Source organism: Zhongshania sp. R06B22, assembly GCF_040892595.1.
In the GTDB taxonomy this organism is placed as follows: Bacteria; Pseudomonadota; Gammaproteobacteria; order Pseudomonadales; family Spongiibacteraceae; genus Spongiibacter; species Spongiibacter arctica.
This window is the reverse complement of sequence record NZ_JBFRYB010000001.1, coordinates 3,468,206-3,480,212: the sequence shown is the minus strand read 5'-3', so window position 1 is coordinate 3,480,212 and position 12,007 is coordinate 3,468,206. Positions and strand designations below refer to the sequence as shown.

Below are 12,007 nucleotides of genomic sequence, written 5' to 3'. Positions count from 1 at the left end.
GCCAATTGAAGGCTTTACTTTCCTTGTTGTGGGATTTCGGATCAAGCATTGTTATGAAAATGAATAATCCTTTGTGGCGCAGGCTGGTATCGATACCGCTGCTTTTCACTGCTTCGATGTTTATGGTGGCTTCAGCCTTTTTATGGCTGCCCATCAGTTTTTTATTAGGTCTCCTTTTTAAGAGTGCGCAGTCGGCCACGCGCTGCTTGTGTTTTATCACGGTGTACTTGGCCTGTGAATGTGCAGGAGTTGTGGCCAGTTTTTACTTGTGGCTAAAATGCCATCTCCCTAGCGGGGGTGGTAAAGATTACTTAAATGCCAATAGCCGTTTACAGTTTTGGTGGGCCGATACACTTAAGTTTGCGGCAGAAAAGCTATTTCGTCTTAACTTTGTGATTGAAGGACAGGCGTCGCTAGCCGGCCCCGGCGCGATTCTTTTGCCCCGCCACAGCAGTATTGGCGACACCGTTCTACCTATGTCGTTTTACGCCATTCCCCGCGGTTTTCAAGTTCGCTATGTCCTGAAGAAAGAGCTGCTCTTAGATCCTTGTTTAGATATTGTCGGTAACCGTTTGCCGAATGTTTTCCTAGATCGTGTTGCCGAAGATATGAGCGCTGAATTGCGTTCTTTAGAGCGCTTGGCAGCGGAGGCTAGCGAGCGTGAAAGCTTGGTGATTTATATTGAGGGCACGCGCTTTTCGCCGCAAAAGCGTCAGCGCATTATTCGCTCATTGGCGACAAGCGGAAATAGTGACGCTTTGCAGCGCGCCGAGCGCTTGACGAGTATTTTGCCCCCTAGGCCTGCGGGAGCCTTAGCGTTGATGCGCGGTGCGCCACAGAAAGACCTATTATTTTGTGCGCACACAGGTTTTGAAGGTTCTGCCAGCTTTGCCAAACTCTTTAATGGCGCTTGGATGGATACCACGGTGCGGCTGCGCTTTTGGCGAGTAGCTGCGGCGGATATACCGGCAGATGACGAAGGCCGTCGCGCCTTGCTATTAGCCCAGTGGGATAAAATGAACTTGGCTGTAGTTGATATGAGCTGAGTGAAACCCTATAAAATTTTACTGCGCTGTAGTAGCACCTTAGGTCTCAACTTAAAAACTTCCGCAAGTAACAGTTTTTCAGCGGATAGGGTGACTCTGCTAGCCAGACTTGAACAGCTTTGCTCCAAGGGCAATAGGGTCGACAGCCTTGCCATATAAACCTGATATACCGCTTCTTTGGCTGCAGCAAGCATGGGGCTTGCTAACACTAGCTTGCCTTGAATAAAGTAAGTATTGATATCACCTAGTGATAGCAGCACGGGTGTTGCGCTGACTTTAAACGGTTTTAAGGCTTTGCCTGCACAAAATCTCACAATGTTAGCGGCGGCATGGCCACCCATGTCCATGGCAATGCTTGCTTGCTTGGGAAGTGGTTTTGGATACGTCGCAGAATCACCGGCAACAAAAATATTACTGAAGCTTTTGGCTTGCAAATAGGTATTCACTGCTAGGCCATTGGCACTTTTCTCGGTATCAATCTTGTCAAGATAGTCAGGCAGCTTGGTGCCTGCTGACCAAATGGTGATATCTGAATCAAGGGATTCGTGGTCGCTGAAGGCAATGCTATCTTTTTTCACTTCCGTAATTTTTTTATTAAAGTGAAAACTAATCTGATGGTTTTTACATCGCTCTACAATATCGGATGATAGTTTTTCTGGCAGCGCTTGTATCAATCTTGGCGCGCTGTCGATGACGTTTATATGCAGGCGTTTGTCACCAGAATATTTGCGTAATAGCTCGCCCAATACTTCTACACCGGTAAATCCACCGCCAATAATATTGATGTTAATAGCGCGTTTTCCGCTGTCTATCGCCGCAGTAATATCGCGATGTACTTGTATAACATTATCAGCAGTGCGAAATCCGCGGGCGTATTCGTCGGCGCCTTTAATGCCATAGTTAGACCGCGCATGACCAGATGCAATCAACAGTACATCGTAGTTTAGGGTTTGCTGGTCATCGAGGGTGACGGTTTGCATTTTGCCGTCAATGGCGCTTACGGCCCTATTAACAAAGCGATGTCCCAGTCTTGATATCATGGTTTCTAGGCTTAAACTCAGACTGGTCTGCTTTTTCACGTCTGACAAAATTTCGTGGATATTGGGAGTCCATTGAAAATTCTCAGTGGGGTCAATAACGGTCACCTCATAAGATTTACTCAGTTTGCTGGCGGCAGTAAGGCCAGAGAAATTGGCGCCGACAATGATGATGTGAGGCTTGGTTTTATTGAGTATCAAAAGAGATTTCCTGAGCAAGTGACGTGGATGGCGGTGTGATGGCCAAGACTATGACGCAATACGTGTTTCAAGTAAGTTTAGATCGAGACCATTATATAGCGGCGCAGCAGTTTACTTACAATAATAGTATTGATAGCCGTCTTATTACGCGGTCAATAAACGAACTCATTTGTAGAGTGTGCTACTAGTTTGCCTGACTTGGCAAAATATACGTGGGTTTCGGCGTAAGCTATCGTCCGTCCGAATTTTATGACGTTCGACTCAATGCGGAGGTCTTCGCCTATTGCAGGCCTGAGGAATTGCGTATTCTGGCGTGCTGTACCTTTTGATACTTTCTCTCCAGTTGAAATAGCCAGTGCCACTATTGTGTCTATGGCTGCCATTATTGCCTGGCCGCAAATGGCGCCATTAGCTCGCTGTAAACTGCTATCTTGAGGAAGCAGGCCTGATGCGCTGTTCTCTCCAAGAGTTAGCTCTGTCAGTCCCATAGCTTTTACCCATGGCGAAAATGAAGTTTCCTCAGTCTCGGCTAGACTTGTAGTCGTGACAGAGTTAAGGCCGCATTCTTCTTCCATGTATTTGATCTCCGTATCTATGAACACATAAGGTGGCAAGTTATAGCTACGCTTTACATCGCTGATTAACGGTTAAAAACAGCGGGAGTCTCCACAACTCCCGCGGCCCTTTTTAACGCTAGTGATCTCCGTCGCGGTTGTAATACCAGTCTTAGTGATGAACGACTACTGCGCTAGAAAACCTGCGCAGTGCATCGGCCATCGCCACTCGGGCATACTCTGATGTCACCATGGCATCGACAGCGGGGATTGCGGTGTGGGTCTGGCCGGGACACTGCAGGTGTTGTACCTGAACGCCGGCGGCGGCCAGAGCCTCGGCGTAGGCGTCACCCTCATCACGCAGCGGATCGAACTCACAGGTGATTACCAGTGTCGGCGGCAGGCCTGACAGGGTGTCGGCAAGCAGTGGAGATGCCTTTGGATTGATACGGTCAGCTGGGTCGCAGTACTGATCACAGAACCAGTTCATAAGGGACGTCGTCAGTACATAGCCCTCGGCGTTGTCGATATGCGACTGGCGCACGGTACTCGCGTCGGTGGCTGGGTTTAAGAGTACCTGGCCGGTAATTACGGGCGCCCCAGCCAACTTTGCCTGCTGCGTGGTCACTGCCGCGATATTTGCACCGGCGCTCCATCCGGCGACGGATAGTTGCCCGGGCTTACCACCGAGTTCTTCGGCGTGGTCGCTAATCCAGTTTGCCGCGGCCAGGCCGTCATCGGCTGCGGCTGGGAAACGCGCCTCAGGGGCGTGGCGGTAGTTTACCGATATAATGATCGAGTCGGATTTAACACACAGGTAGCGACACAGGGGATCGTCTGAGGTGGCGCTGCCCACTACCCAGCCACCACCGTGATAATAGGCGACCATTGGGTGCGGTCCGGCAGTTGCCGGCCGATATAGGCGGTAGGCCAGCGGTGTGCCGTCAGCGCCCGGCAGCGTGCCGTCGATGATCTCCCCGACATCGGGGCCGGGTGGCATATTCGCTCCGGAGGCTTCCATAAATGCCCGAGCACCCTCCACGCCCATGGTTTCTAGTGGCGGGAGTGCCATCTCCGCCATGATTGATAGCAGCTCTTGCACGTCAGGCTTCAAGGGCCGGATGACACCATCGTTGCTTTGCGTTCCATCTGCACCGGTGAGCGCAAACCCCAGGTAGCCCCGCGTCACCATCTCTTCACAAATCTTGCGGTATTCGCCGACGCCGCCGGGGTAGGGCAGGAAGACCTGCGGCTTACCCGGCACATTGGCACCCATATACCAGGAGTTTGCCGTGGGTAGCAGGGTCAAATCGGCGATCTCGTTGCTGTGCTGCACCCACCGTCTTTGCGCTAGCTCCGTCGGCTCGATAGTGTCGACACCGTTGGCGCGAAGGTGCTTGATGGTGTCAGTGATCAGATCGACGTGCTGCTCTATCGATACCATCATATTGGACAGCACCGACGGGCTGCCCGGACCGGTGATCATAAACAGATTAGGGAAGCCGACGGTCATTAGCCCGAGATAGGTCTGCGGGCCATGCGCCCAAGCGTCCCGAAGTGATTCACCGTTGCGACCGGTGATGTCGACACCGACGATTGCGCCGGTCATTGCATCAAAGCCGGTGGCAAAGACAATGGCATCGAAGGCCATCGACTCGGTCTTTTCCTTGGCGCTAATTGCGGGGTTCACAATGTTGATGCCGGACTCGGTGATGGTCTCAATAGGCTGCTTCTGCAAATCCACGAGGCGAACCTGCGGCAAGTTGTAGGTGGCGTAGTAGCCAGAGTCTAGGCAGGGGCGCTTGGTGGCAAAGTAATGGTTGGTGGGGCACAGCAGCTCGGCGACCTCGGGGTCTTTTACGATCTCGCGGATCTTATTGTGGATAAAGCAGCGTATCGTGTCGTTCGATTCGGCGCTGATTCTTAAGTCGTTATAAGGCTCTAGTAGGTGAGCGAGCTCACCGCGTTGCCAGACCTCTTCGTAGGTCGCCTCACGTTCTTGCGGTGATACTTCAAGGGCGCTGACATCAGCCGGCGTGGTGGGCACGCCTATGCCGGAGTGACGGGCTTCCTCGCGGTAGGCCGCAGGATCTTGGCGATACGCGACGAGTCGCTCGTCGGCTATCGGGCCGTTATGTGCAGGGACCGAGAAGTTGGGCGTCCGCTGGAATACCGTGAGCTGATCGGCCTGTGATGCGATAATCGGGATTGATTGAATACCAGACGAACCAGTGCCAATCACGGCGACGCGCTTGCCGCTAAAGTCGACGCCGTCGTGGGGCCAGCTATTGGTGAAGTAGACCTCGCCATTGAAGCGGTCAGTGCCCTCAATATCGGGAACCTTGGGCATCGACAGGCAGCCGGTCGCCATCACGTAGAACTGCGCGGTGACATCATTGCCGCTGTCAGTATGAATGCGCCAGCGTTTGGCATCGCTATTCCACTGCGCCGAGGTCACCTTGGTGTTGAAGCGAATGTCGCGGCGGAGGTCGTGCTTGTCGGCGACGAATTGTGCGTAACGGAGAATCTCCGGCTGGGTCGCATAGCGTTCTGACCAGATCCAATCTTTCTCAAGTTCGGGGTCCCAGCTGTAGGAATAGTCGACCGTCAGAATGTCGCAGCGGGCGCCGGGGTAGCGATTCCAGTACCAAGTGCCGCCAACGTCATCGGCTGTCTCGAGCACCACCGCAGATAGCCCAGCGCGTCGCATTTGCACTAATTGATACATGCCCGCGAATCCGGCGCCGACGATGACCACGTCAACATCGATGGTATTGATATCCCTCATCACATTCCCCTGTTGGTCGTTGCAAAATAATAAGCAGTGTAAAAGCGATTTCCTGCCGCCTGAGACGCGGTCTAAGTTATTTAAATACTGAGTTTGTCAACGTATTGTTATTCTTTTTTGCTATTCAAAACCAAAAGCTTTTTTGTACATGCTGTTCTTTGGCTCGCAGAATACTCTTCTTATCATAGGTTCAAATGACGCCAAGGGGATTTTAGGGGCCTTGTTGTCAAAGGCCGGATTATCATACATTTCAATAAATTTGGCGGTGCGGTCAAAGTGTTCGCAGTCTCGGTATTGGTCGCGCATATTGCGATCCATACCTAGTAGGTGAAAGAAATTATAGCCTTGGAATATGGCGTGATGCTTTATCATCCAATGATTCGCCTCACTTACAAAGGGCTGTAAAATAGCCGCCGACACATCTGCGTGATTGGCACTGCCCAGTGTGTCCCCGATATCGTGCAGCAAGGCGCAAACAATATATTCCTCGTCCTCACCTGCTTCTGCTGCCAGGTTCGCAGTTTGTAAGCAGTGCTCTAATCGATCTATAGGGAAGCCGCCGTAGTCGCCCCTCAATAGTTCTAAGTGAGTTAAAATGCGATCGGGTAATTTTGAGATATACCTTAGCTGTTCGTTCATGATCAGCTTCCAGTCGTCGGCTGAACTTTCCGATATTCTTGAAAATGATGTCTTCATTGCATGCTCGTTATTTGGCTGTTTGAATTAACGCAAGATTAGTGGTGTCGGGCGATGCTAATACTCGTTTACTAATAATCTCGTCTTTAATTTAAGATATTTTTATATTATTATTTGACTCATGATATTTATATTCTGTGCGGGCTAATATTTACAGATATAAATTTCTATCGGGTGAGATCGTTTATAAGCAGAAAATAAATACTTAATTTTCTGGTTTTTAGCATTTGGAGTTCACCCTTGGCTAATTTCACAACTCTCTATGAGTATGATCTCACGTCATTTTTATAATGTGTGTGGAAAGCCTGTGATGACAACTTGGAAGCCTAGCTTAAGCATTTTTATTTGAAATACACGTTACTTCCATGGGCTGCGTAAAGCAACATATTTACTTTGCGGTCTAGGCGTCTTATCCAGGCGTCTGGGCTGGGTTTGTAGTTAACTCAAAGTAGGTGTAATTATTGAGGCTAATGATGTTAAAGCTCTCAAATCTTGCATATGCAGTGACTTGAGAGCCTGTTGATTTCTTATAGAGGCTCTTCTATAAAAAGTTTTTCTGTTGAAATGGTCTACTGAGCAACTTAACCATGCACTGCGGCATACCCCGGTTGACCATTAAAGTTATAGAGATTCTCGGTTTTGACGACGTCAAACCCCGCTTCATGAAGACGCGATTGGACATTAAGTATTTCATCAAAGCTTAATTGCATGGTGGGGGACATAAAGCGGCAGCGCCAATGGTCCACACAATAGGTTTCAGGGAAGCCGTCGGGCCATACCTTCACGCCGCGATTAGTAATTAACTTTAACTCCAGTTCCGATGTGCCATGCCTCACGAGTTTATCGCCGAGCGTCTTGGGTATGCCGTCCTGCCATTGCAGAAAGATATCAATTCCAACTAACTCTTTTTCGCAGGGTTTCTTGTATCCAACTACCGGTAATTTGAGGGGTTTGCTGCCCTCATATGAAGGGGCTTTAAGTTGCTTTGGTGATTGACCTAAATTGGCAATGACGGCATTGGCAAACTCGGCGGTGCCCAATAACACTTTGCTCCTACCTTCCTCATAAATATCGGCGGTATGAAAGCCCTGCTCAAGTGTGGCTAGCCAAGCGTGGTGAATTTTTTCAGCAATATCATTTTGGCCGATATGCACCAGCATCTGAATGGCGCCGTGCAATAAGGCCGACGGGTTGGCGATATTTTTTCCGGAAATATCAGGCGCTGAGCCATGAATTGCCTCAAACATGGCACATTGGTCGCCAATATTTGCTGAACCAGCCATGCCTACTGACCCTGCAATTTGAGCTGCGATGTCAGAAATGATGTCACCATAGAGATTTGGCATAACGAGAACATCGAAATCCTCTGGCGTATCGGCGATTCTGGCAGCGCCAATGTCGACAATCATGCTGTCATGCTGAATGTCGGGGTACTCTGCGGCGATATCGTTAAAGATTTGATGAAACAGGCCGTCGGTCAGCTTCATGATATTGTCTTTAACAAAGCAGGTTACTCGCTTACGGTTTTGCTGCTTTGCGTATTCGAAGGCATAGCGGACAATGCGCTCACAACCAGGTCGCGTAATGAGCTTTAGGCACTGATAAACGTCCTCAGTCTGTCTATGTTCAATACCGGCATACAAATCTTCTTCGTTTTCTCGCACTATCACCAAATCCATAATCGGGTGCTTGGTTTTTACAAAGGGCGCGTAGGAGATGCATGGGCGAATATTGGCGTATAGACCCAGCGCTTTGCGCATGCTGACGTTTAGGCTTTTATAGCCGCCACCTTGCGGGGTGGTGATGGGCGCTTTTAGGAAAACCTTAGTTCTCCTCAGCGACTCCCACGAGCTCGCTTGAATGCCGTTTGTTTGTCCGCTCAAATAGACTTTTTCGCCTATTTCTATAGCTTCAGGTGCGATTTTCGCCCCGGCGGCGTCTAAGACCTTCAGGGTTGCTTCCATAATCTCAGGGCCAATACCGTCACCAAAAGCGACTGTGATAGGAACAATAGGGTGCGTCATAAAAACTCCATCATTAATGTTTGTAGCAAGAGCATGTAGTCATCTAATGCGGCCTTGCGCACTGAGCTAAGATCCTGAAGGCGAGCCGAGCCTAGCGATGGCTAGCACTTAAGGGCTTAGTTAAGTCAGATAAGATTGTAATGATATATTCCATAGTTAATAATAGATTACATTGTTTTTATGCATAGGCTTTAGTAGATATATGACTTGGACCCGTCGTTTACATACGAGGCAAACTACCTTTCGCCAGCTTGAGATTTTTATGGCGGTGGCCGAATACTCCAGTGTTACCTTGGCGGCGCAGGCATTGCATCTCGCTCAGCCAACCGTGTCGACGCAAATCGCAAAGTTAGCTCAGGCATTGGATTGTCAATTATTCGAACTGGTCTCCAAAAAACTCTATTTAACCGATACCGGTCGTGAGGTGCTTGACGCAACACGCTCTATGTTTGATGTTATGGATAACTTGGAGATGGCTCTGGCAGCAAGGGCCGGCTTATCTGTAGGGCGTTTAAAAATTAGCGTTGTGACGACGGCTAAGTATCTGATTCCAAATTTACTTGGGGAGTTTTGCCAGGCATATCCTAATATTGAGCCTGAATTTCAAGTAGGTAATCGCGCCGAAATCATTCAGCGCTTAAAGCAGAATCTAGATGACTTGTATGTATTTAGTAACCCGCCGAGAGAGTTAGATATCACCACTGATTTCATAACCAAAAACCCTCTAGTGGTAATAGCAAAGCAAGATCACCGCCTAAAAGATAAACAATCTATCTTATGGAGTGAGCTCCATGGTGAGCGTTTACTGATGCGCGAAAAAGGCTCGGGCACCCGATATGCCATTGAAGCTTTTTTCAGACAAAATGGGATGGAAATGCAAAGCCCAATTACCATTGCTAGCAACGAAGCGATAAAAGAATCGGTGATGGCGGGTTTGGGTATCTCCATTATTAGTCAGCATGCCCTAAGTCATATGGCTCTGGGTAATCTTATCGAGCTACCAGTAAAAGACTTCCCAATACCCAATAGCTGGTATTGGGTATTACCCAAAGGAAAGCACGTTTCAAATGCAGCGATGGCTTTTCGCGAACATGTGACAAAAGGTCTGTCTTCACAAATAGCCAAATGATGGCTTGGTACAAAACCTAAGCTTTGCCTCTTCTGCCAGCTCATGGATATCGTGTGAGCTGCTGGCCAATAGCGCTGACCCAATTAGGGCTTCTCGACTTTAGCGTACTCAAAACTTAAATGTGCCTGCTTAGCTTTGCATGCTGTGCTGTCCCGCGCACTGTGAGGACCTTGTTGTTAAGCCGCTGCTGAGCCCCCACAATAGCGGTCTCCATATACCCACTTCGTTTTGCAGGAATTTTTATGTCGTCTATTACCGTCAATTTTGAGTTTGAAAAAGAAACCAAAAACAGCGTGCGTTATAAGGAAGTTCCAGTTGATGGCCAGGCACCGATAGTCGGCTCGCTATATGTGCAAAAATGGTATGCCGGTTCCACGAAGAATCTCTCAATCACCATTGAAAAGAAAGACTAAGTCTAATGCCAAATCAATTGTCTACTGAGCAGCTTGAGCATATCGAAAAGACTACTGTGGGTCATTACGATACCAGGGCCCAATCGTTTTGGGAGGGCACTAAAGATCACGATGTGTCGCAAAATTACCGTGCTTTGTTATCCCAGTTTGAACCGGATGAGCGTCTGGATGTTTTGGATTTTGGCTGCGGCCCCGGTCGTGATGTTGGCTATTTTAAATCCCTAGGCCATCGTCCCGTGGGGCTAGATGGCAGCGCACAGTTCTGTGATATGGCCAGACAGCACAGTGGCTGTGAAATTCTCTGTCAGGACTTCCTATCCCTAGATTTACCGCCACTGGCTTTTGACGCCGTATTTGCCAATGCATCGCTGTTCCATATACCCAGTCAGGAACTGCCTCGTGTCCTTGCTGAATTACATGCAAGCTTGAGAGTTGGTGGTATCTTGTTTAGCTCTAATCCGCGGGGTAGGGATGAAGGCTGGTCTGGCGAGCGATATGGCCACTTTATGGAACTTGATGTCGCGAGCAGGTATTTGCAAGATGCGGGTTTTGAGCTGCTGTCTCATTACTACCGGCCCAAAGGACTGCCTAGAGAGCAGCAACCTTGGCTAGCGATAGTGTCTAAAAAGGGTTGAGTAAGCTCCAGATCTTCTGGCGGGGCTTACGCTTTTAAGTGGGAAGATATACGGCGATAAAATAGCTGACCAAATACCACTAGAAGCCCCAGCTCAACTTGAATTAAGGCTTGGTTCTGGCGGCAGTGGTGCGACTTCATTAGGCGTCTGCGGCAAGCTCAGATAGTCTTGCGACCACATCAGGTGCAGCGCGGAAGCGGAAAAAAGCACCATCGCTGTCGGCGCGCTCTTCAAGTACTTCGCTAGAGGCAAAGATTTCGCCGCGTAATTCCTGAGCCGACCAGGGTAAAAAGATTTCCGATTCAATTAGCTGCTGTTGGAAAACATGCACAACGGCCTGATGCAGCGCTGTTATATCGTCCTTGCGGTGCGCGCTAAGAACAATGCAGCCGGGATACTTGGCTTGCAGCTCTTCGCTGCGCTGTGCTTGTGCGGCTTCATCTTGCAGATAGTCAATTTTATTAAACACCCGAATGCGCGGCACGCTATCGGCGCCAATTTCGGCCAATACTTTGTCGGTCACTTCAATTTGCATCTCAAAGCCGGGGTCGCCGGCGTCAATAATATGCAGCAGCAGTGATGCGCTAAGGGCTTCGTCCAAAGTTGACTTGAATGAGGCAACCAAGCCGTGGGGTAAATTCTTGATAAAACCAACGGTGTCGCTCACTAATACCCGCGGTACACTTTCTGGGTACAAGGTGCGTACCTTGGTGTCTAGGGTAGCAAATAATTGGTTGGCCACTAACTCGTCACTGCCGGTCAATGCGCGCATCAAGGTAGATTTGCCGGCGTTGGTATAACCAACCAGCGCCACCTGCTCTAGCCCTGATTGTTCTTGACGCCGAGACCGCTGGGTGTCGCGTCTCGCTTCCATGGCATCAATCTCTTTTTGGAGCTCGGCAATCCGGTCGCGAACCTTGCGACTATCCATTTGGCTGCGCGACTGCCCGGTGCCGCGACCGCCGGTGCCACTGCGCTGCCTGCCAAGTGGGCCGGCGCGCTTGGCCGCCTCACGCAGGCGCGGTGCCATATAGGTCAAGCGCGCAATCTCCACCTGCACCCGCGCGGCGTGTGAGCGGGCATTGCGATGAAAAATCTCGAGTATGACCACCGTGCGATCCATCACCTCACAAGCAACCTCATTTTCTAGGTTGAGTGCCTGCGATGGCGAGATTTCATGGTCGACAAGAATATACTCCACCTCACCATCTTGCTGGTCTTCCAAGAATTGGCGTATTTCCTCACGCTTACCCACACCCATATACGCCGTGGAGTCGAAAGACGAACGCTTTTGGGTAAATTTACCCACCACCTGCAGTCCTAAGGTCTTTGCCAGATCACCCAATTCAGCCAATGAAGACTCAAATTCAACGTCGCTAACATTGTCTAATTGCACGGCAACGATTAGCGCGCGCGGCAGGCTTGGTTTTTCGGGGTTTAGCATTGGTTTACTTCTCGTGGCGTGGGGGCGCGGACCTTAAAAA

General features: G+C 49.7%; 10 protein-coding genes. 4 read left to right on the top strand and 6 right to left on the bottom strand.

The window, feature by feature from the left end; genetic code table 11:
• Window positions 1–251 precede the first annotated feature (251 nt).
• Window positions 252–1,046: a 1-acyl-sn-glycerol-3-phosphate acyltransferase gene (locus AB4875_RS15740; protein WP_368377007.1), complete on the top strand. Its 795-nt coding sequence runs from the start codon at window positions 252–254 to the stop codon at window positions 1,044–1,046.
• Window positions 1,047–1,054: 8 nt separating this feature from the next.
• Here AB4875_RS15740 and AB4875_RS15735 read toward each other — a convergent pair whose 3' ends face one another.
• The 5 genes from AB4875_RS15735 to AB4875_RS15715 form a co-directional block, all read right to left on the bottom strand.
• Window positions 1,055–2,284, bottom strand: coding sequence for an NAD(P)/FAD-dependent oxidoreductase (locus AB4875_RS15735; protein ID WP_368377006.1), 1,230 nt, complete (start codon window positions 2,282–2,284; stop codon window positions 1,055–1,057).
• Window positions 2,285–2,436: 152 nt separating this feature from the next.
• Window positions 2,437–2,859 carry a PaaI family thioesterase gene (locus AB4875_RS15730; RefSeq protein ID WP_368377005.1) on the bottom strand — a complete coding sequence of 141 codons (423 nt, stop codon included), beginning with the start codon at window positions 2,857–2,859 and terminating at the stop codon, window positions 2,437–2,439.
• Window positions 2,860–3,010: 151 nt separating this feature from the next.
• The gene (locus AB4875_RS15725) at window positions 3,011–5,626 is read right to left on the bottom strand and encodes a flavin-containing monooxygenase (RefSeq protein ID WP_368377004.1); all 2,616 of its coding nucleotides are present in this window, start codon (window positions 5,624–5,626) and stop codon (window positions 3,011–3,013) included.
• 120 nt (window positions 5,627–5,746) lie between these two features.
• Window positions 5,747–6,322, bottom strand: coding sequence for an HD domain-containing protein (locus AB4875_RS15720; protein WP_368377003.1), 576 nt, complete (start codon window positions 6,320–6,322; stop codon window positions 5,747–5,749).
• Window positions 6,323–6,903: 581 nt separating this feature from the next.
• Window positions 6,904–8,346 (bottom strand): NADP-dependent isocitrate dehydrogenase, encoded by a 1,443-nt coding sequence (locus tag AB4875_RS15715; protein WP_368377002.1) that lies wholly within the window; start codon window positions 8,344–8,346, stop codon window positions 6,904–6,906.
• A 202-nt stretch (window positions 8,347–8,548) separates the two neighbouring features.
• On the opposite strand from AB4875_RS15715, the gene AB4875_RS15710 reads away from it, so the two are divergent.
• The 3 genes from AB4875_RS15710 (at window position 8,549) to AB4875_RS15700 (ending at window position 10,523) form a co-directional block, all read left to right on the top strand.
• Complete coding sequence (locus AB4875_RS15710) at window positions 8,549–9,475, top strand: LysR family transcriptional regulator (RefSeq protein ID WP_368377001.1); 927 nt, start codon at window positions 8,549–8,551, stop codon at window positions 9,473–9,475.
• A gap of 242 nt (window positions 9,476–9,717) precedes the next feature.
• On the top strand, window positions 9,718–9,888 hold the full coding sequence (locus AB4875_RS15705; protein ID WP_368377000.1) for a hypothetical protein: 171 nt from the start codon (window positions 9,718–9,720) through the stop codon (window positions 9,886–9,888).
• A 5-nt stretch (window positions 9,889–9,893) separates the two neighbouring features.
• Window positions 9,894–10,523, top strand: coding sequence for a class I SAM-dependent methyltransferase (locus tag AB4875_RS15700; RefSeq protein WP_368376999.1), 630 nt, complete (start codon window positions 9,894–9,896; stop codon window positions 10,521–10,523).
• A gap of 139 nt (window positions 10,524–10,662) precedes the next feature.
• Here AB4875_RS15700 and hflX read toward each other — a convergent pair whose 3' ends face one another.
• Window positions 10,663–11,967 (bottom strand): GTPase HflX, encoded by a 1,305-nt coding sequence (gene hflX / locus AB4875_RS15695; protein ID WP_368376998.1) that lies wholly within the window; start codon window positions 11,965–11,967, stop codon window positions 10,663–10,665.
• Window positions 11,968–12,007: the final 40 nt, after the last annotated feature.